Annotated in this window: 17 protein-coding genes; 3 read left to right on the plus strand and 14 right to left on the minus strand. The window is 61.6% G+C overall.

The window, feature by feature from the left end:
- Window positions 1-15 precede the first annotated feature (15 nt).
- The 11 genes from rpsA to kdpF all read right to left on the minus strand — a co-directional run bounded on the left by rpsA (window position 16) and on the right by kdpF (window position 13983).
- Window positions 16-1686 (minus strand): 30S ribosomal protein S1, encoded by a 1671-nt coding sequence (gene rpsA, locus H559_RS0101700; protein WP_028451263.1) that lies wholly within the window; start codon window positions 1684-1686, stop codon window positions 16-18.
- Between the two features lie 209 nt (window positions 1687-1895).
- Entirely contained in the window at window positions 1896-2549 is a 654-nt protein-coding gene (gene cmk, locus H559_RS0101705; protein ID WP_028451264.1) for a (d)CMP kinase, read from the minus strand.
- Window positions 2550-2590: 41 nt separating this feature from the next.
- Window positions 2591-3580 carry an L-glyceraldehyde 3-phosphate reductase gene (gene mgrA / locus H559_RS0101710; RefSeq protein ID WP_028451265.1) on the minus strand — a complete coding sequence of 330 codons (990 nt, stop codon included), beginning with the start codon at window positions 3578-3580 and terminating at the stop codon, window positions 2591-2593.
- A gap of 306 nt (window positions 3581-3886) precedes the next feature.
- A complete protein-coding gene (locus tag H559_RS0101715; RefSeq protein WP_028451266.1) occupies window positions 3887-4759 on the minus strand; it encodes a prephenate dehydrogenase in 873 nt (290 codons plus the stop codon).
- Window positions 4760-4774: 15 nt separating this feature from the next.
- Complete coding sequence (gene aroF, locus H559_RS0101720) at window positions 4775-5791, minus strand: 3-deoxy-7-phosphoheptulonate synthase (protein ID WP_028451267.1); 1017 nt, start codon at window positions 5789-5791, stop codon at window positions 4775-4777.
- A gap of 88 nt (window positions 5792-5879) precedes the next feature.
- On the minus strand, window positions 5880-6572 hold the full coding sequence (kdpE, locus tag H559_RS0101725) for a two-component system response regulator KdpE (protein WP_028451268.1): 693 nt from the start codon (window positions 6570-6572) through the stop codon (window positions 5880-5882).
- Window positions 6569-9274, minus strand: coding sequence for a DUF4118 domain-containing protein (locus H559_RS0101730; RefSeq protein ID WP_028451269.1), 2706 nt, complete (start codon window positions 9272-9274; stop codon window positions 6569-6571). The genes kdpE and H559_RS0101730 overlap by 4 nt, the downstream gene beginning before the upstream one ends.
- The gene (gene kdpC, locus H559_RS0101735) at window positions 9271-9846 is read right to left on the minus strand and encodes a potassium-transporting ATPase subunit KdpC (protein ID WP_028451270.1); all 576 of its coding nucleotides are present in this window, start codon (window positions 9844-9846) and stop codon (window positions 9271-9273) included. Before kdpC ends, H559_RS0101730 begins: the two co-directional genes overlap by 4 nt.
- A gap of 126 nt (window positions 9847-9972) precedes the next feature.
- Entirely contained in the window at window positions 9973-12039 is a 2067-nt protein-coding gene (gene kdpB / locus H559_RS0101740) for a potassium-transporting ATPase subunit KdpB (protein WP_028451271.1), read from the minus strand.
- A 67-nt stretch (window positions 12040-12106) separates the two neighbouring features.
- Window positions 12107-13891 (minus strand): potassium-transporting ATPase subunit KdpA, encoded by a 1785-nt coding sequence (gene kdpA / locus H559_RS0101745; protein ID WP_028451272.1) that lies wholly within the window; start codon window positions 13889-13891, stop codon window positions 12107-12109.
- A gap of 2 nt (window positions 13892-13893) precedes the next feature.
- Window positions 13894-13983, minus strand: a complete 90-nt coding sequence (gene kdpF / locus H559_RS22090) for a K(+)-transporting ATPase subunit F (RefSeq protein WP_081412815.1) — start codon at window positions 13981-13983, stop codon at window positions 13894-13896.
- Between the two features lie 321 nt (window positions 13984-14304).
- On the opposite strand from kdpF, the gene H559_RS18360 reads away from it, so the two are divergent.
- Window positions 14305-15099 (plus strand): type 1 glutamine amidotransferase, encoded by a 795-nt coding sequence (locus H559_RS18360; protein WP_051278806.1) that lies wholly within the window; start codon window positions 14305-14307, stop codon window positions 15097-15099.
- 86 nt (window positions 15100-15185) lie between these two features.
- On the plus strand, window positions 15186-16058 hold the full coding sequence (locus H559_RS18365) for an HD-GYP domain-containing protein (RefSeq protein WP_081412816.1): 873 nt from the start codon (window positions 15186-15188) through the stop codon (window positions 16056-16058).
- On the opposite strand, the gene H559_RS0101770 is transcribed toward H559_RS18365, so the two are convergent.
- The 3 genes from H559_RS0101770 to argP all read right to left on the minus strand — a co-directional run bounded on the left by H559_RS0101770 (window position 16055) and on the right by argP (window position 19026).
- Entirely contained in the window at window positions 16055-17218 is a 1164-nt protein-coding gene (locus H559_RS0101770; RefSeq protein WP_028451273.1) for an MFS transporter, read from the minus strand. The two genes, H559_RS18365 and H559_RS0101770, sit on opposite strands and share 4 nt — an antisense overlap.
- Window positions 17219-17303: 85 nt before the next feature.
- Complete coding sequence (gene pgsA / locus H559_RS0101775; protein ID WP_028451274.1) at window positions 17304-17876, minus strand: CDP-diacylglycerol--glycerol-3-phosphate 3-phosphatidyltransferase; 573 nt, start codon at window positions 17874-17876, stop codon at window positions 17304-17306.
- A gap of 223 nt (window positions 17877-18099) precedes the next feature.
- Complete coding sequence (argP, locus tag H559_RS18370; protein WP_051278807.1) at window positions 18100-19026, minus strand: HTH-type transcriptional regulator ArgP; 927 nt, start codon at window positions 19024-19026, stop codon at window positions 18100-18102.
- Window positions 19027-19144: 118 nt separating this feature from the next.
- On the opposite strand from argP, the gene H559_RS0101785 reads away from it, so the two are divergent.
- Window positions 19145-19750: a LysE/ArgO family amino acid transporter gene (locus tag H559_RS0101785; RefSeq protein ID WP_028451275.1), complete on the plus strand. Its 606-nt coding sequence runs from the start codon at window positions 19145-19147 to the stop codon at window positions 19748-19750.
- Window positions 19751-19813 lie beyond the last annotated feature (63 nt).

The following is a 19813-nucleotide window of genomic DNA, read 5'->3' on the forward strand; positions in this document are numbered from 1 at the left end:
TCACAATCCCAAACCTTATTCCTGACCGGACAACTTGGCCTTCAGCAGTGCGCCGAGGTTGGTTGTACCAGCGCTGGCATCGGAAGTGAGCTGGCTGATGGCAGCCTTCTCTTCGCCGGCATCCTTGGCCTTGATCGACAGGTTGATCGAACGGTTCTTGCGATCAACGTTGATGATCATGGCTTCGACTTCCTCGCCATCCTTCAGGACGGTACGGATGTCTTCAACGCGGTCACGCGATACTTCGGTGGCGCGCAGATAGCCTTCAACATCGTCGGCCAGCTGGATGGTTGCGCCCTTGGCATCCATGGACTTCACGGTACCCTTGACGATTGCACCCTTGTCGCTGCTTGCTACGTAGTTGTTGAACGGATCACCTTCGAGCTGCTTGATGCCGAGGCTGATGCGTTCCTTTTCCATATCGATGGACAGAACCACGGCTTCGACTTCATCGCCCTTCTTGTAGTTGCGAACGGCTTCTTCGCCGGCAACGTGCCAGGACAGGTCGGACAGGTGAACCAGGCCATCGATGCCGCCCGGCAGACCAACGAACACACCGAAATCGGTGATGGACTTGATCGCGCCTTGCAGCTTGTCGCCCTTCTTGAAGTTCTGACCGAACTCTTCCCACGGATTGGCCAGGCATTGCTTCATGCCGAGGCTGATACGACGCTTTTCTTCGTCGATGTCGAGGATCATGACTTCGACTTCGTCGCCCAGCTGAACAACCTTGGACGGGTGAACGTTCTTGTTGGTCCAGTCCATTTCGGACACGTGTACCAGACCTTCGATACCTTGTTCGATTTCAACGAACGCGCCGTAGTCGGTCAGGTTGGTCACCTTGCCGAACAGACGGGTGCCTTGCGGATAACGACGGGACAGGCCCACCCACGGATCTTCACCCAGTTGCTTCAGACCCAGGGATACGCGGTTCTTCTCTTGATCGAACTTCAGAACCTTGGCTTCAACTTCATCACCCACAGCCAGAACTTCGCTCGGGTGCTTGACACGGCGCCATGCCAGATCGGTGATGTGCAGCAGACCATCGATACCACCCAGATCAACGAACGCACCGTAGTCGGTGATGTTCTTGACGATACCCTTGATGATCGCGCCTTCCTTCAGGGTTTCGAGCAGCTTCTGACGCTCTTCGCCCAGGGATTCTTCCAGTACGGCACGACGGGAAACAACCACGTTGTTGCGCTTGCGATCGAGCTTGATAACCTTGAACTCAACCAGCTTGCCTTCGAACGGAGTGGTGTCCTTGATCGGGCGGGTGTCAACCAGCGAACCCGGCAGGAATGCGCGCAGACCGTTGACCATGACAGTCAGGCCGCCCTTGACCTTGCCCGAAATAACGCCGGACATGATCGCACCCTTTTCCAGAGCATCTTCCAGCTCGATCCACGAAGCCAGGCGCTTGGCTTTTTCACGGGAGAGCTTAGTTTCGCCGTAGCCGTTTTCCAGGCTATCGATAGCAACGGTCACGAAATCGCCGATCTTGACGTCAACGTCGCCGTTGTCGTTCTTGAATTCTTCGAGGGCAATCAGGGACTCGGACTTCAGACCGGCGTTGACAGTTACCCAGTTCTGGTCGATGCCAACAACCTCGGCGGTGATCACTTCACCGGAGCGCATTTCCTGGCTCTTGAGGCTTTCTTCAAACAGGGCGGCAAAACTGTCCATACCGGACAAAGTAGCTGTAGTCATATTGGGATAGGATCCAAATACTCGCCAGACAGACGTCTGCGAGCGGGGTTAGTTGGACAAAAGGCCGGAAAGCGTTGCGCATCCGGCCAGCAAACACCCCTTGCGGGGCACATCCGCCACCGGAACAACCAGCAGCGAAGGCAGTATTTTAAAGAAATCCTTTTTTCCGATCAAGCCTTTAGTGATTATTTCTCCCGCCACCAGCGCAATATCGTTGCAACCGCCTCATCGATTCCCATTGCGGTGGTATCGAGCAGCTTCGCATCCGGCAACTGCCGCAGCGGTGCAACGAGCCGATTGCGGTCACGCTCGTCGCGTGCGGCCAGGTCGGCCGTGATGGCGGCAAGGTCGGCCGCCTCACCGCGAGCGATCAGCTGCTTGTAGCGGCGCTCGGCGCGGGCTTCGGGCGTTGCGGTCAGAAATACCTTCAGCTCAGCCTGCGGAAAGATGACCTCACCCATGTCGCGACCATCACCAAGCAGGCCAGGTGCGCGGGCAAAGTCGCGCTGACGTTGCAACAGTGCGCTACGCACCGCCGGCAGGGCGGCCACTTTCGACGCTCCGACGCCGATGTGTTCGCTGCGGATTTCTGTGCTGACATCTTCACCGGCCAGCAAAACGACGTCACCATCGAATACCACATCCAGCGCGGCAGCCACGCGGGCAACGGCGGCCTCGTCATCCCAGCCGGCACCCGCTTTTTCCGCGGCCAGTGCCGTCAGGCGGTAGAGTGCGCCGGAATCCAGATAGTGAAAACCCAGCTCGGCGGCAACGCGCTGCGCGACCGTACCCTTGCCGGAGGCCGACGGACCATCAATGGCGATAACAGGAATATTCATGGGTATAGCCCCTGAACCTTTTAAAAACGAAAGGCGCAAGCCTATACAGTTGCCAGTATTTCTTCAATGCGTGCCAGCTCGCCGGCCGTGAAATCCAGCTTGCGCACTGCACCCAGATTTTCCTCGATCTGACTGACGCGACTCGCGCCGATAATGACCGAGGTCACTGTTTGCAGCGCCCAGGCCAGCGACATCTGTGCCAGTGTCTGCCCGCGCGCTTCGGCCAGAGCATTGAGGGCCCGCACCTGCGCAAGTCTCGCCTCGACTTTTTCCGGCGTCAGGAAGGGGTTGTCGACTGAGCCGGCACGGGAATCCTCTGGGATACCATTCAGATAACGACTGGTCAGCAAACCCTGCGCCAGCGGGCAAAAGGCAATCGAGCCGATGCCCTGCTCGTCCAGCACACGGGTCAGGCCGTTTTCGATCCAGCGGTCGAACATTGAAAAACTTGGCTGGTGGATCAGACAAGGGGTACCCAGCTGCTTCAGGATGCGAGCAGCCTCGGCGGTCTGCTCGGCGGAATAGGACGAGATGCCCACATACAGCGCCTTGCCCTGCCGCACGATGGCATCAAGCGCCCCCATGGTTTCTTCCATCGGTGTTTCCGGATCGGGACGGTGCGAATAGAAAATATCCACATAATCGAGGCCCATGCGCTTGAGGCTCTGGTCAAGGCTCGCCATCAGGTATTTGCGGCTACCCCACTCGCCATACGGCCCCTCCCACATCTGCCAGCCAGCCTTGGTGGAGACGATCAGCTCGTCGCGATACGGCCGCAGATCCTGCGCCAGTACCCGCCCGAAGGTTTCCTCTGCCGCACCGGGACGCGGGCCGTAGTTGTTGGCCAGATCAAAATGCGTCACGCCGTGATCGAAAGCGTGCAGCAGCATCGCGCGGCTGTTGTCGTAGGGCCGGTTCTCGCCAAAGTTGTGCCACAGGCCCAGCGAAATCGCCGGCAGCTTGAGGCCGCTGCGGCCACAGCGTCGGTAAGGCATCGGTTCATAACGGTTTGCAGCTGCCTGATAGACCATCTGGACTACTCCTGCTGGTGAGCGAATGGGCAGAGTCTGGCCGAAGAAATGCCGGCCGGATATACCTGCAAGCCATTATGGCAAGAGCGGATAAAAATGCGCTGCCTTGCGGGATGTTCGCAGCTTCATCGTGCACCAGTTGCCAGTGCCTGCCGGCGCAGCCTGGCGTGGCGGGCAGGCCTTGCACATGGCAGTAACAAGGGTATGCAACCACAACCCTTTCATTATAATCGCTGAACGGGCATACGGGTCCACGTATCGGCCAGAGGCAATGTCTGCCGTGCGCAGACACAGCCGGCCGCGTCTTCAGCCCCCGGGCTTGCCCCACTTGCTGCGCGCCTTGCTGGCGCGATCAATGAAGGTAGTCAACGCGTCAGCATCGGTACTTTCAACCAGCGCGATCAGTTCATCCAGCCGCGCGCGGTTGGCGTTCAGGTCACGCAGGATGGCGTCGCGGTTGGCCAGCGTGATGTCGCGCCACATTTCGGGGTGCGAGCCGGCGATGCGAGTGAAGTCGCGAAAGCCCGTGGCGGCAAAATCGAGGCAACGATCGGCATTGTCACGATCCAGTACGGCATTCATGTAGGAAAACGCCAGCAGATGCGGCACATGGCTGACGCAGGCGAAAATGCCGTCGTGTTCTTCCGCACTCAGTTCATGTACCACCGCGCCGCAGGCTTCCCACAGCGCGCGCACGCGCGCAATACTCTCCTGGGTATTCTCCGGCAAGGCAGTCAGCACAACACGTCTACCTTCATACAGGCCATATTGCGCCGCCGAAGCACCACTCAGGTCCGAGCCGGCAATCGGATGACCCGGTATGCAGTGCGCCAATTGCTGCGGCAGATGCTGGCGGTAGAGCGCGACGACATCCTGTTTGGTCGAGCCACCGTCAGTCACGATGCAATCCGGAGCAAGATGCGGGGCAATCTGCTGCATCAGCGCGCCCATCTGGCCGACCGGCGTTCCCAGCATGACCAGATCAGCACCCTGTACGGCGCTGGCCGCATCCAGGCTGGCCGAATCGATCACCTTCAGTTCGATCGCACGCTCGAGGTTGGACATGCTGCGGCCGACGCCGACCACTTCGTTCACCAGGCGGGCGCGCTTCAAGGCCAGCGCAAAGGAGCCGCCAATCAGCCCGGTGCCCAGCAGCACCAGTTTGTTTACAGGATTCATTGCCAGGTCCATGTCTTACAAGATTCGCCCCACCGCGGCAGCAATGGCTTTCAGTGTGGCCATCAGCTGCTTGAGTTCGTCCGGCGACAGCGCCTGATCGGCATCGCACCAGGCTTCGCACGGGTTCGGGTGCATTTCGACCAGGAGGCCGTCAGCACCGGCGGCAATTGCCGCCTGCGACAGCGAGGCGACCATCCATGCCTTGCCGCCGGCATGGCTCGGGTCGACGATCACCGGCAGATGGGTTTCGCGCTTGAGAACCGGAATCGCAGTCACGTCGAGCACGTTGCGATACGCGGTCTCAAAAGTGCGGATACCGCGCTCACAGAAAATGATGTTGTGGTTGCCGCCGGCAGCGATGTATTCGGCGGCCATCAGCCATTCGCTGATCGTGGCCGACAGGCCGCGCTTGAGGATTACCGGCTTGTTCACGCGCCCCACTTCTTTCAGCAGATCGAAATTCTGCATATTGCGCGCGCCGATCTGGATGACGTCGACGTCGTATTCCATGAAGGTGTCGAGCATGCGCACATCCATCAGCTCGGTAACGATGGGCAGATTGTGACGGCCAGCGGCTTCCTTCAGGTATTCCAGCCCCTGCACACCGAGGCCCTGGAAGGCATACGGGCTGGTGCGCGGCTTGAAGGCGCCACCGCGCATCATGCGGCAGCCGGCATCCACCACACCTTGAGCGGCCAGCGCCATCTGCTCCGGCGTTTCAACCGAGCACGGACCGCCAATCACCTGGATCTGCTCGCCACCCAGCGGAATGCCGCGAATCTTGATGATGGAGCCATCCGGATGCGTTACACGCGAAACGATCTTGTACTGCTTGGCCACCCGGGTCACGCGATCCACGCCGTCCAGGCGCTCGAAACGCGGCATGTCCAGCTTGTCCTCGTCGCCAATGGCGCCGATGATGGTCAGCTCCGCCCCGCGCGAAACATGCTCTTGCAACCCCGCTTCGCGGATGTGGTCAACAACATTGGCAATCTGCGCGTCGGTGGCGTGGTACTGCATGACGATGATCATGGGGCGGCTTCCTGCTCTGAACTGAAATATGGCCGCTACTTTAGCAGAAGCCCGCCCTCTGCGCCTTGCGAGGCCACTTCAGCGACAATCAGGGTGCAAGCCGGTAGCCGACACCGGTTTCGGTCTGGATATGCCGTGGCAGCGCCGGGTCGTCCTCCAGCTTCTGCCGCAGGTGTCCCATGTAGACACGCAGATATTGGCTGGATTCGCTATGGTTCGGCCCCCAGACTTCGCGCAGCAGCTCGCGGTGCGTCATCACCTTGCCGGCGTGGCGGATCAGCGTGGTCAGCAGGCGGTATTCGATGGGCGTGAGGTGGATGGACTGGCTGTTTTTGCTGACCTGTCGCTGCACCAGATCCACCTGCACCGAGCCGAACACGAACACCTGCTCGTTCTTCGCGCTGCTGCCGGCATGCCTGCGCAGCAGCACGCGGATGCGCGCAAGGCATTCGTCCACCCCGAAAGGCTTGGTCAGATAATCATCAGCCCCTGCATCCAGTGCGGCCACTTTTTCCGCCTCCTGTGCGCGCGCCGAGAGCACGAGGATCGGCAGCGCCGTCCAGTCGCGCAGTTGGCGGATAACTTCAACACCGTCCATGTCCGGCAGGCCGAGATCGAGTATCACCAGATCGGGCTTGCGGCTGGCCACCGCCAACAGGCCGCGCTGCCCGTTCTCAGCCTCGAAAACCTGCATGCCGGCGTGCTCCAGCGTGGTCCGCAGAAAGCGCCGGATCGGCGCTTCGTCTTCGATAAACACCACGGTGATGGTCAGGTCGTTCATTCGGCATCCAGGGACAGCGCCGGCGGCGTACCGCGCGGCAGGGTAAAGGTAAAGGCAGCGCCGTGCGGCTGGCGGTTTTCCGCGTGGATGCCGCCGCCGTGCGCAGCGATGATCGTGCGGCAGATGGCCAGACCCAGCCCTACGCCCGGGGTGGATGACTCAGTGGTACCGCGGGTGAATTTGTCGAATAGCCGCTCGGCAGCACCGGCCGGCAGTCCCGGACCATCATCGCAGACACTCACGGCGACCTGCTCGCCCTCAATGCGGGCACTGATCACGATTTCCGACCCGGCCGGGGTGTATTTGGCCGCATTTTCCAGCAGATTGACCAGCACGCGCTCGATCAGAACCGCATCGTACTCGATCATGGGCAGATCGCGCGGCAACTCGACCCGCAAGCGGTGCTGCTGCAACTGGCCGGCGCAGCCACGCGCGGCACTGCCGATCACTTCTTCCAGCAACTGCCATTCACGCTTGAGCTTCACGCCCGACTGCAGGCTGGCCATATCCAGCAGATTGGTAACCAGACTGTTCATGCGCAGGATTTCATCATTCATCGCGCCAAGTGCTGAGCGCTGCTCGCCGGCATCGAGCTTTTCCGACTGCAGCAGACTGAGCATGCCGATCAGGCTGGTCAAGGGCGTACGCAAATCGTGCGATACGGCAGAGAGCACACTGTTGCGCAGACGTTCGGATTCCATCGCAACAATGGCATCCTGGGCAACCTCGACGTAATGAACGCGCTCAAGCGACAGCGCAATCTGGCTGGCGCAGGTTTCCAGCAGGCGCTGTTGCTCGGGCGTGGCGATCAGGGCGTGATCGTCGATCACCAGCGCCAGCACACCACGCAGCCGCATTGGTGCCTTCAGGGGTATGTAGAGCGCACCGGCAGCCGGCAGGGTTTGCGTACCCATGCCTGCCGGCTCGGCATGATCGAACACCCACTGGGCCAGCCCGAGATCGAAGCTGCCCAGCTCGCCGGCAGCCTGCAGCTTGTCTTGGGCATCCGGCAACAGCAACAACAGACGGGCCGCAAACAGCTCTTCCAGCTTGCGCAAGCCGATTTCAACCACACTGGCCGCCGTCAGCGCCCCGGCCAGATCCCGGCCAAGTTCGTAGAGTGCCCGCGTGCGCCGTTCGCGGTAGGTGGCAATCCGGGCTTCAAACTGCAGCCGCGCGGCGAGCTGGCTGATGATCAGGGCCACCCCCAGCATCAAGACAAAGGTGAACAGATACTGGGTGTCATTGACCGTGAGTGATAATTGCGGTGGTACAAAAAACAGGTCGAATGCCAGCACGCTGAGAAACGAGGCGGCGATCCCCGGCCCCCTGCCGAAGCGGATGGCAACCAGCACCACCGTCAGCAGAAATACAATCACCACATTGGCCGGGTCAAACACATTCAGGAGTGCCGCTGCCAATGCGGATGTCAGGCCGCAGGCAAAGACTGCGGCCAGATACCCTTGCCAGCGCTGCGAGGGCTTCTCGTCGCCAAAAAACAGGCTGCTGGCCGAACGCCGCGACGGCGGTGCTTCGTCACCGGCCAGTTCGTGCGCGACCACATACACATCGACATCCTGCGCGCGCTGCGCCAGCCGTTCCGACAAAGGCTGACGCCAGAGGCGGGAGATGCCACTGCGCAGCGATTTGCCGACCACCAGCTTGGAAACATTGCGGCTGCGGGCAAAAGCCAGCAGTGTCACGGTCAGCTCCGCGCCGGCCAGCACACTGGTCTCGGCGCCCATTTCCTGCGCCAGCCGCAGGTTTGCAATTACCCGTTCGCGCTGCTGCTTGACTTGTCGCTGCAGGGCCGGCGTTTCGACGTAGACCGCCAGCCAGTCGGCATGCAGGCTGGCAGCGAGCCGTGCCGCGCTGCGGATCAGTTTTTCCGCATCGGCACCTGGGCCGACACACACCAGCAAACGCTCGCGTGCCTGCCAGACCGGCTGGATGGATTGATCGGCGCGGTAGGCGCGCATCTGCGCATCGACACGGTCAGCCGTGCGACGCAGGGCGAGTTCCCGCAGCGCCAGCAGATTGCCCTTGCGAAAAAAATGCTGTGCAGCGCGCCCCGCCTGCTCGCCCAGATAGACCTTGCCCTGACTGAGACGATCAAGCAGCTCCTCGGGTGGCAAATCGACCAGCGTCACTTCGTCGGCCGCATCGAACATGTGGTCAGGCACGGTTTCGCGCACGATGATGCCGGTAATCTGACCGACGATGTCGTTCAGGCTTTCCAGATGCTGCACATTCAGTGTCGTATAGACGTCGATGCCAGCCGCCAGCAATTCATCGACATCCTGCCAGCGCTTCACATGCCGGCTGCCAGGCACATTGCTGTGCGCGAACTCATCCACCAGCACGAGTACCGGCCGGCGCAGCAGTGCCGCATCAAGGTCGAATTCCGGCAGCGTGCGTCCGCGGTATTCCTGCGCCCGTGCGGGCAGGACTTCGAGACCCTGCAGCATTTTCTGCGTTTCGGCGCGGCCATGCGTTTCCACCACCCCGACCAGCACTTCGACTCCTTCGCGCAGCCTGGCCTGTGCTGCCGCCAGCATGGCATAGGTTTTCCCAACACCAGCGCAGGCGCCGAAGAAGATCTTGAGCTTGCCCCGGCTGGATCTGGCTTCTTCGCGCTGCAGCTCGGCGAGCAGCGCATCGGGGTCAGGTCGCGCCGAGTCGGTGCGGTTGTTTTCGCTCATCGTTGCAGCGCATCCAGTGCCAGATTGAGTTCAAGTACATTGACGACCGGGTCGCCCAGAATGCCGAATTGTGCGCCATCCGTGTGCTCGCTGACCAGTTTCCGCACCTGCTCCACCGGCAGATTGCGGGCCGTGGCCACACGCTCCAGCTGGTAAGTGGCCGCAGCCGGGCTGATGTGCGGATCGAGGCCACTGGCCGAGGTGGTCACCAGATCGGTGGGCACGACGCCCTTCTCTCCGGGGTGCGCCGCTTTCAGCGCCTCGACACGCCCCTTGATGCCATCCAGCAGCGCGGGATTGGTCGGACCAAGATTGGAGCCACCCGATGCGCCGCCGTTATACGGCATCGGCCCGGTCGCGGACGGACGCCCCCAGAAATAGTGATCTCCCGTGAAGGATTGCCCGATCAGGCTTGAGCCGACCGTCTTGCCGTCATGCTCGATCAGGCTGCCGCCGGCCTGATACGGGAAAAGGACTTTGGCAAGGCCTGTCGTTGCCAGCGGATAAGCCACGCCGGTCAAGAAAGTCAGCAGGGCAAAAATGTTCAGTGCGGGGCGAAGGTGTTGCAGCATGGCAATCTCCTTGATTGTGTGGCGGGCGCGCCGGATGGCGCAACCCTGCCATTACCTTATGGGTATATCTCTGTAGCTATTTCATTTATTTGGCTGCAGACCTATACCCATCATTATTTATGGGAATCAGACCAAACCGGTCAGGCCCAGCAGCATGTCAATCAGCTTGATGCCGGCAAACGGCACGATCAGCCCGCCCAGACCGTAGATCAGCAGATTGTTCCTCAGCAGCTGTGCCGCGCCCTGCGCCTTGTAGCTCACGCCACGCAGCGCCAGCGGAATCAGGAACACGATGATCAGCGCGTTGAAGATCACCGCTGACAGAATCGCCGAGGCCGGCGAATTCAGCCCCATCACGTTCAGTGCATTGAGCTGCGGGTAGGTCAGCGCGAACGCGGCCGGGATGATGGCGAAATACTTGGCCACATCGTTGGCGACCGAAAAGGTCGTCAGCGAGCCGCGCGTCATCAGCATCTGCTTGCCGATTTCGACGATCTCGATCAGCTTGGTCGGGTTGGAGTCCAGGTCGACCATATTGCCGGCCTCCTTGGCGGCCTGCGTGCCGGTATTCATAGCCACCGCCACGTCAGCCTGCGCCAGCGCCGGCGCATCATTGGTGCCATCACCGGTCATGGCGACCAGCTTGCCCTCGCTCTGATTCTGGCGGATGAGCGCCAGCTTGGCTTCCGGCGTGGCCTCCGAAAGAAAATCATCCACGCCGGCTTCGGCCGCAATGGCTGCGGCGGTCAGCGGGTTGTCGCCGGTGATCATGACGGTCTTGATGCCCATTTCGCGCAGCTCGGCAAAGCGTTCCTTGATACCGCCCTTGACGATATCCTTGAGTTCGATCACACCCATGACGCGAGCGTTTTCGCACACCAGCAAGGGGGTCGCGCCGCGCCGGGCCACCTCATCGGCCTGCCGGGCGACTTCTTCCGGGAAATGCCCCCCCTGTGCGGCCACATGCTTGCGGATGGCATCGGTCGCCCCCTTGCGGATCTGTCGGTTGTCGTAATTGACACCGCTCATTCGAGTGTGGGCGCTGAAGGGGATGAATTCGACCTCGTGGCTCAGCAGTTGGCGCTCGCGCAGATTGAACTGCTGCTTCGCCAGTACCACCACACTGCGGCCCTCCGGGGTTTCATCTGAGAGCGACGCCAGTTGTGCTACATCAGCGAGATCGGCTTCCGTTACGCCCGGTGCCGGAATGAAGCGCACCGCCTGGCGGTTGCCAAGCGTGATCGTGCCGGTCTTGTCGAGCAGCAGCACGTCCACATCACCGGCGGCCTCCACCGCGCGCCCTGAAGTCGCAATCACATTGGCACCCAGCATGCGGCTCATGCCGGCCACGCCAATGGCCGACAGCAGGCCGCCAATGGTCGTCGGAATCAGGCACACCAGCAGCGATACCAACACGGTGAGCGATACAGGCTCGCCACTGCCAGCCGCCAGCACGCTGAATTGCGAAAACGGCAGCAACGTGACGGTCACGACCAGAAACACGATGGTCAGTGCCACCAGCAGGATGGTTAGCGCGATTTCGTTCGGGGTTTTCTGGCGCTTCGCGCCTTCCACCATCGCGATCATGCGGTCCAGAAAGGCCTCGCCCGGATTGGCCGTTACCCTGACAACGATCCAGTCCGACAGTACGCGGGTACCTCCGGTCACGGCCGAAAAATCGCCACCGGCCTCGCGGATCACCGGTGCCGATTCGCCGGTAATGGCGGATTCGTCAACCGATGCCACACCTTCCAGCACTTCGCCATCGGCCGGGATCACGTCACCGGCCTGCACCAGAATGGCGTCCCCCTTGCGCAGGCTGGCGCTGTCGGTGACTTCATAGCCCGATGCATGCGTCGCGATTTTCAGTTTCTTGGCCAGCACGTTTTTCTTGTTGCTGCGCAGGCTCGCCGCTTGAGCCTTGCTGCGTCCTTCGGCCAGGGCTTCGGCAAAATTGGCAAACAGTACGGTAAACCACAGCCACAGGGTGATGGCGGCGATAAAGCCGCCTGGTGCCTCGCCCTTGCCAAAAAGCGCTTGCCCAAGCAGCAAGGTGGTCAGGATTGCGCCGGCATACACGACAAACATGACCGGGTTGCGCCATTGCACTTGCGGCGAAAGCTTGCGGAACGACTCGATCACCGCCGGTTTCACCAGCGCAGGATCAAGCAGTGATAATTTCTTGCTCGTCATTTTGAATCCTCTCCGGTGGCAGGCACGGCCCGCCACCACATATTCAGGACAGAATCGCCAGTCAGCCTCAATGGCCCAGCATCTGCAGATGTTCGACGATCGGGCCCAGCGCCAGCGCGGGGATGTAGTTCAGCATTCCCACCAGCAGCACGGCGCCCACCAGCAGCGTCACGAACAGTGGGCCGTGCGTGGGCAGCGTGCCGGCATTGACCGGCAGGCGGTTCTTGGCCGCCAGTGCGCCAGCCATCGCCAGCACTGGCACGATGATGGCAAAGCGCCCGAACCACATCGCCAGCCCCAGCAGCACGTTGTAGAACGGCGTATTGGCAGACAGGCCGGCAAACGCGGAGCCGTTGTTATTAGTCGCGCTTGACAGCGCATACAGCACCTCGCTGAAACCGTGCGCTCCCGGGTTGAAGATCCCGGCGCGCCCGGAGGCTACCGACACGGCCAGCGCCGTACCCAGCAGCACCAGCAAGGGCGTGACCAGAATGACCAGTGCGGTCATCTTCATTTCGAACGTCTCGATCTTCTTGCCGAGGTATTCCGGCGTACGCCCGACCATCAGCCCGGCGATGAACACCGCCAGGATGGCGAAGACCAGCATGCCATAGAGGCCCGAACCCACGCCGCCGAACACCACCTCGCCCAGCTGCATCAACAAGGTCGGAACCATGCCGCCCAGCGGTGTCAGCGAGTCGTGCATGGCATTGACCGCGCCGCACGATGCCGCCGTGGTGATGGTGGCAAACAGGCTGGATGCGACAATCCCGAAGCGGGCCTCCTTTCCTTCCAGATTGGCCACGCTATCGAGACCCAGCTTCGCAAAGGCAGGGTTGCCGGCGGTTTCGGCACTGACCAGCACACCATACGCCAGCACGAAGAGCACGGTCATCGCGGCCAGAATCGCCCAGCCCTGCCGGCGGTCGCCAACCATGCTGCCGAAGGTGAAGCACAGGGCCGCCGGAATCAGGAAAATCGCCAGCATTTCAATCAGATTGCTCAGCGGCGTGGGGTTTTCATACGGATGCGCTGAATTGGCATTGAAGAAACCGCCACCGTTGGTACCCAGCAGCTTGATGGCTTCCTGCGAAGCGACCGGCCCCATCGGCAGGGTTTGCGTCTGGGTAGTCACGGTTTCCATCACCGTCTGGCCCTGTTCATCCTTCATCGGCTGGCCGGCCGCGTCGAGCTTCGCCTGCTGGAAACTCACCGCTTCAACCGTGCTTGCTTCCTGATAAGGCCTGAAGTTCTGAAGCACGCCCTGGCTGACCAGCAGCAGCGCAATCACCAACGCAATCGGCAGCAGGATGTAGAGCGTGATTCGCGTCAGATCGGCCCAGACGTTGCCGATGGTGTTCGCCGTCTTGCGCGCAAAACCACGGATCAGCGCGATGGCAACCACAATGCCGGTCGCTGCCGACAGGAAATTCTGCACCGACAGCCCCAGCATCTGGGTCAGATAGCTCATGGTCGATTCACCGCTGTAGCCCTGCCAGTTGGTATTGCTGACAAAGGAAATGGCCGTATTGAAGGCCGAATCCGGCGATACGCCGCCAAAACCCTGCGGATTGAGCGGCAAGGCACCCTGCAGGCGCTGCAGGCCGTAAAGTGCGACAGCGCCGATGAAATTGAACAGCAGCAGGCCCAGTGCATAGTTGCGCCAGCCCTGCTCTTCAGCAGGCTGCACACCGGCCAGGCGATAAAAACCGCGCTCAAGCGGTCGCAGGAAACGCAGCCACACCGGCGGCGCTCCCGCCATCACCCGGCTGATCAGCAGGCCAAGCGGCCAGCCCAGAACAAGCAACAGGCCCAGATAGAGCCCCAGTTGCAAAACAGCATTGGCAGTCATGATCAGAAACGCTCCGGTTTGAACAGCGCATAAAATAGGTAAACCAGCAGTACCAGCGCGAGTAATGCAGCAAGTAGTTCGATCAGGTTCATGGCTGGCCTCCGCTACGGATGCAAAGCGTCACCAGTAGTGGCATCAGAATCAGCAGAACCAGCAACAGGCCCAGATAGGCAATATCAGTCATCGTTGTGCTCCAAAGGGCGATCTCGCCCACACCCAGACTGTAAAAATTCGGGCCTAAAGCTGCTGCAAAGATCACGACGGCACATATAAAAAACGCATAAAAATGGCCTGCCAGCCCAGGAGTTCATGCGCGCCTTTATGCCTTCTTGACAGAAGCGCCCTCTTTTTTTGCAGTGTTTTGTGCTGCGGATTTCTAGTCTTGCCCTGTCTTCACCGCACAGGACTGACTCATGAAACCGATCGCCATCTGCCAGCACGAAGCCACTCAGGGGCCCGGCTATCTGCTGACCGTACTTGAGCGTCATGCCCTTCCCCATCGCGTGTTCGCGATTCATGCCGGGGAAACTCCTCCCAACCGTGCCAGCGAATATGGCGGCATCGTGATTCTTGGCTCCAATGCGAGCGCCAACGACGGCACGGCCTGGATGCGGCGCGAAGATGCCCTGCTGCAGGATGCCCTGCGGCTCTCCTGCCCGATTCTCGGGCACTGCTTCGGCGGGCAGATGCTGGCACGCGCCCTGGGTGGCAAGGTGCGCCGCAACAGCGTGCCGCAGATCGGCTGGGGCAAGGTGCTTGGCACCGTGTTTCCCGAAGCCCGGCACTGGCTGGGCCCGCAGCGTGAGCTGGAGCTGTTTCACTGGCACTTCGATACCTTCGAGATTCCGCGTGGCGCCAAGCGCATCCTGTTTGGCCACTACTGCATGAACAAGGCCTTTGCTTGCGGCCCGCACATTGGCCTGCAATCACACCTGGAAGTCACGGTCGAGAGCATCCGCGACTGGTGCCGGGAAGACGCAGCCACACTGCAGCACTGGCAACACCTGCCGTCGGTGCAGTCCGCCGCTGAAATTCTGGGTAATGCATCCGTCAAAACTGCCCGCCTGCACCGCTTGGCCGATCATCTATATCTGCGCTGGCTGGCACAGATTCCCGGCGCGCTACAGGACCTGCGGACGACAGGCTCCTGCGACCTGCGGCCGCGCGGCGGCAGCAGCTGGGGCGCACTGCTCGGCAGCACCACCTGAAAGCGTTGTGCTGCTCATCTGTCGCCAGAGGTCTGCCTCGCCTATGCTCAAGGAGCATCAACGACTGCCATACGGCAAGGACCATCATGCCCAGCCCGCTGCTCACCCATCTGCTGCAAAGCCTGCACACCGTCGCCATGCTCGTCGAGGCGCGCGATGCGTATACCGGCGGCCACCTCTGGCGTGTTTCGCAATTCGCGCGCCTGCTGGCCGAGGATGCCGGTCTGGATGAGCATGAAACCGCCAGGGTTGCGCTGGGCGGCTTCATGCATGACTTCGGCAAGGTCGGCATTCCCGATGCCATTCTCAACAAGCCGGACAAGCTCGACGAGGCCGAGTGGGCCATCATGCAGCGCCACCCCGGCATCGGCGAAAAGATGATTGCGCAGCATCCGCTCGCGCCGCTGATCCGCGGTGCGATTGCCTGGCATCACGAGCGCCCGGACGGGCGCGGCTACCCCTACCAGCTCAGTGATGAGGCGATACCGGTCGAAGCACGGATCGTCGCGCTGGCCGATGCCTTTGATGCGATGACGTCAAACCGCCCTTACCGCAAGGGCATGCCGATTGCCGCTGCGCTCGCAGAAATCGAGCGCAACCTCGGCACGCAGTTCGACCGTGAATGGGGAGAACGGCTGCTGCAGCTGGGGCGCGCCGGCAGGCTGCACCACATCGTCGGCCACAGCGAACCCGGCATTCCGCTGCAGAATTGCCCGAGCTGCGGCCCCACGGTGGCACTGACACGCCGTGCACGCTCGGGTGATCGCGCCTGGTGCCCGGCCTGCCATGGCGAGCTGCGCGTGCTGGGGCGTGATGGCGACTGGTTGCTGAGTGCAACCGGCCGCAAGCTGCCCTTTCAGGCCCCGGTCGTTGATGAGGAACTGGTGGGCGATTTCAGCCGCAGCATCAGCGCCGGGCTGAATCTGCGCATCATCGAGGCAATAGGTATACCGATCTAGCCTTTTTCAGAAAAGGGCCTGCGATCAATACCCATCCATGTAATTGCCGCGCCGGCGAGAGCGGCCAATGCTGCCGCGCTGAATACCCAGGCGCCGCCCCAGTACGGCCAGAGCCAGCCGGCCAGCATGCCGCCGGCACTGCCGCCCAGGCCGAAGGAAAACGCGATATTGAGCGCTTGGCCCTTGGCCTGATGGCGCCCCTGGAAATGGCGGTGGATGTAGGCCATGGTCACCGCGTGATGACTGCCGAAGGTCATGCCGTGCCCGAGCTGTGCCAGCAACAGCAGCACGGGGTGGCTAACGCCCCAGGCAATCAGCAGGAAGCGCAGCATCGCCACCAGCAACCCCGCCAGCATGATGGCGCGCAGCGAGAAACGTCGCGTCAGCGCCGGCATCAGCCAGAAGACGCCGATTTCGGCGACCACGCCCAGCGTCCACAACCAGCCGATCGCACTCTTGCTCCAGCCATGATCGGCAACATAGATCGAATAAAAGCTGTAGTAAGGCCCGTGCGCGAACGCCATCAGGAAGCAACTGGCGAGCAGCGCCTGCACTTCGCGCCGGCGCAGGATGTCGCCAAAGCCGGCGTCGCCGGCCTGGTCCGTGGCTGAGTGCGGTGCCTGCGGCACCATGAAGCTGTAGACCGCCAGCCCGCTCATCACGCTGATGACGGCCCAGGGCAGGACCATGGTGCCGAAGGACTGGATCAGATAACCCGCCACGACGCTGGCGACGACAAAGCCGATCGAGCCCCAGATGCGCAGTCGCGCATACGCGCCGCCATTGCCGCGCAGCAGGGTCATCGACGTGGCTTCGACCAGCGGCAGCGCCGCGCTCCAGAAGAAACTCGCCAGCAGCACACCGATCAGCAGCGGCCAGAAGGATTTGCTCACCAGCAGCGTGGTAAATCCGAGCAGGGCCATCACGCCGGCCAGCCGCAGGATGCTGCGCTGGCGGCCGCTGCGGTCGGCCAGCCAGCCCCAGATGGTGGGCGCGTAGATGCGGTTGATCTGGGTGAGCGAGGTCAGGATGCCGATCTGCCAGGCCGGAAACGACAGCGCGGCCAGGTACAGCCCCCAATAGGGCGAGAACAGGCCGTTGAAGGCGAAGTAGCAGAAATAGAAACCGGCTATCGCCAGCAAGGCCGAGCGCTGTGGCATGGGAGGGTGTGTTACTGGTCAATAGGGGTATATGACTGTAGCCCTTTTTTAAAAAGGGCCACACAGTCATACCCACTGCATTGCTTTATCTGTTTTCGCGAAACTGCTCGGCGGCCACGCGCAGGTAATAGAACATCGACACGATGGTCAGCACACCGGCAATGTAGAGCGCCACCAGACCGATGATGCTGGTTTTGATGCCCGGAATGATCGGATCCCACCACAGCAGCAGCAGGATGGCGATCATCTGCGCGGTCGTCTTGAACTTGCCGATGGTCGCCACCGCGACGCTCTTGGATTTGCCGATCTGCGCCATCCATTCGCGCAAGGCGGAAATGGTGATTTCGCGGCCGATGATGATGACGGCCAGCCAGGACGGTGCCCGCGCAAGCTCGACCAGCAGGATCAGCGCCGCTGCGACCATCAGCTTGTCGGCCACCGGATCGAGAAAGGCACCGAAGCTCGATGTCTGGTTCCAGCGCCGCGCCAGAAAGCCGTCAAACCAGTCGGTCACGGCTGCCAGCGCAAACACCACCGCGCCCAGCAGGTTCTGCAGATGCAGCGGCAGGATGGATTCGGGCAGATAGAAAATGCCGACAATGATCGGAATCAGCGCGACGCGCAGCCAGGTCAGGATGATGGGGAGATTGAGCGGCATTCGAATTTGCCCGTTTGCAGAGTTGCCGCATTCTAGCAGAGATGGGCGCCCGGCCTGCGGCAAATGCGTAAGGCAAGCTCTGGCCTGGCAAGGTGCTGAAAAAGTCGGCCTATCGGCCGGCATCAAGCACCGGGCAAAGCCCGGCGCAAATTATTGGCTGCAAAATCAAGCTCTTGTTTTCTTGTTTTCATACATTTTTTACCGAAAAACCGTAAAAAATGGGTCACAGCCTGTTTTCAACAGCCTGCTGGAGGTTTTCCGCTGGCTGGAGCAGTACCGCGCGCGCCGCTGCCACGGCCACGCGGGAGAGGCGCTCCAGCCTGGGCGACTGCACTTTCCAGCGGTGCCAGTAGAGATGGACATCCACCGGTGCTGCCGGCGCCAGGTCGACCACCCGTCCGGCAGCCAGTGCCGGCCCGGATTGCAGATCGGGCACCATGCCGTAGCCCAGTCCGTGCTCGATGGCGGACAGAAACGGTTCGGTTGCCGGCACATGGTGACAGGGATAACCACCAGCCAGGCCGAAGTGGCGGCGCAGGAAATCGGCCTGCAGCGCATCCTTGCGGTTGAAAACCAAGAGCGGCGCCACCCGTGCGGCGTCGCGCGTGAAACCGGCGGCAAACCAGCGTGCCACATAGGCGGGCGACGCCAGCATGCGGTAACGCATGATGCCCAGCGGCTCGGCCACGCAGCCGCGCATCGCCTGCGGCTCGGTGCTCACGCAGGCCAGTGCCTGCCCACCGGCCAGCAGCGCATAGGTGTGGTCCTGATCATCGACGGTGAGGTCGATCATCACGTGCTCGGCGATCAGGAATGGTGCCAATGCTGGCAGCAGCCAGGTGCCCAGCGTATCGGCATTCACAGCCAGGGGCACATTGATGGCGCCGCCTTCGCTGCCGGCCAGTTCCTTGAGGAAATCGTCCTCCAGCAGGCGGGCACGGCGCAGGTATTGCAGCACCTTCTGCCCGGCCAGCGTGGCGCGACAGGGACGCGAGCGCACGATCAGCGGCGTGCCGAGCTGGGTTTCCAGCGCCCGCACCCGCAGCGATACCGCAGAAGAAGTCAGGTGCAGCTGCACGGCGGCCTGCTCGAAACTGCCGGTATCAATGACGGCCAGAAAGGCTTCGCCGTGGCGATGATCGAATTGCATGGGGCACCATAGATCAAGTTTTATTCAGCTATCCGGAGAAATATTAATCCTGCTTCATCTGGAAGGCGAGCATGGGCATGCTTGCGGCATTGTTTGTCGCAAGCGGATCGAGAAAAGAATGAATGCCACCGTTTTCCTGCAAGGGCTGGGCCTGTGTGCCAGCCTGATCATGGCCATCGGCGCCCAGAACGCGCACGTGCTGCGCATGGGGCTGGCGCGCCAGCATGTGCAGCCGACGATTGCCATCTGCATCGTGCTCGATGGCCTGCTGATCGCGCTCGGCGTGGCCGGCATGGGCAAGCTGATCGAAGACACACCTGTCCTGCTGGCGCTCACGCGCTGGGGCGGCGCGGCCTTCCTGATCTGGTACGGCCTGCGCGCCTGGCGCAGTGCGCTCGCCAGCAACAGCATGAGCCACGGCGGCGCACCGCAGCTCGACCGCCGCACGGCCATCATCACGGTACTGAGCCTGTCACTGCTCAATCCGCACGTGTATCTGGATACCGTGCTGCTGGTCGGCAGCATCGGTGGCCAGCAGGCACCCGAACTGCGTCCGACCTTCGTGCTGGGCGCGTGGACAGCGTCGATCCTCTGGTTCATCAGCCTGGGCTTCGGCGCACGCCTGCTCGCGCCACTCTTCGCCCGGCCGCTGGCCTGGCGGATTCTGGATGGCCTGATCGGTGCGGTGATGCTGCTGATTGCCGGCATTCTGCTGGCGAATTGAATGCCACGACCCGGGTATGTGTCTGCAGCCCTTTGCGCAAAATGGCTGGCCGGATAGGCCCTG

Source organism: Chitinilyticum aquatile DSM 21506 (assembly GCF_000430805.1).
Classification (GTDB): Bacteria; Pseudomonadota; Gammaproteobacteria; order Burkholderiales; family Chitinibacteraceae; genus Chitinilyticum; species Chitinilyticum aquatile.

Bases quoted from the DNA above. Each gene is read 5' to 3' on its own strand.
- rpsA (WP_028451263.1), bottom strand. From the start codon at position 1,686: ATGGACAGTTTTGCCGCCCTGTTTGAAGAAAGCCTCAAGAGCCAGGAA.
- cmk (WP_028451264.1), bottom strand. From the start codon at position 2,549: ATGAATATTCCTGTTATCGCCATTGATGGTCCGTCGGCCTCCGGCAAG.
- mgrA (WP_028451265.1), bottom strand. From the start codon at position 3,580: ATGGTCTATCAGGCAGCTGCAAACCGTTATGAACCGATGCCTTACCGA.
- H559_RS0101715 (WP_028451266.1), bottom strand. From the start codon at position 4,759: ATGAATCCTGTAAACAAACTGGTGCTGCTGGGCACCGGGCTGATTGGC.
- aroF (WP_028451267.1), bottom strand. From the start codon at position 5,791: ATGATCATCGTCATGCAGTACCACGCCACCGACGCGCAGATTGCCAAT.
- kdpE (WP_028451268.1), bottom strand. From the start codon at position 6,572: ATGAACGACCTGACCATCACCGTGGTGTTTATCGAAGACGAAGCGCCG.
- H559_RS0101730 (WP_028451269.1), bottom strand. From the start codon at position 9,274: ATGAGCGAAAACAACCGCACCGACTCGGCGCGACCTGACCCCGATGCG.
- kdpC (WP_028451270.1), bottom strand. From the start codon at position 9,846: ATGCTGCAACACCTTCGCCCCGCACTGAACATTTTTGCCCTGCTGACT.
- kdpB (WP_028451271.1), bottom strand. From the start codon at position 12,039: ATGACGAGCAAGAAATTATCACTGCTTGATCCTGCGCTGGTGAAACCG.
- kdpA (WP_028451272.1), bottom strand. From the start codon at position 13,891: ATGACTGCCAATGCTGTTTTGCAACTGGGGCTCTATCTGGGCCTGTTG.
- kdpF (WP_081412815.1), bottom strand. From the start codon at position 13,983: ATGAACCTGATCGAACTACTTGCTGCATTACTCGCGCTGGTACTGCTG.
- H559_RS18360 (WP_051278806.1), top strand. From the start codon at position 14,305: ATGAAACCGATCGCCATCTGCCAGCACGAAGCCACTCAGGGGCCCGGC.
- H559_RS18365 (WP_081412816.1), top strand. From the start codon at position 15,186: ATGCCCAGCCCGCTGCTCACCCATCTGCTGCAAAGCCTGCACACCGTC.
- H559_RS0101770 (WP_028451273.1), bottom strand. From the start codon at position 17,218: ATGCCACAGCGCTCGGCCTTGCTGGCGATAGCCGGTTTCTATTTCTGC.
- pgsA (WP_028451274.1), bottom strand. From the start codon at position 17,876: ATGCCGCTCAATCTCCCCATCATCCTGACCTGGCTGCGCGTCGCGCTG.
- argP (WP_051278807.1), bottom strand. From the start codon at position 19,026: ATGCAATTCGATCATCGCCACGGCGAAGCCTTTCTGGCCGTCATTGAT.
- H559_RS0101785 (WP_028451275.1), top strand. From the start codon at position 19,145: ATGAATGCCACCGTTTTCCTGCAAGGGCTGGGCCTGTGTGCCAGCCTG.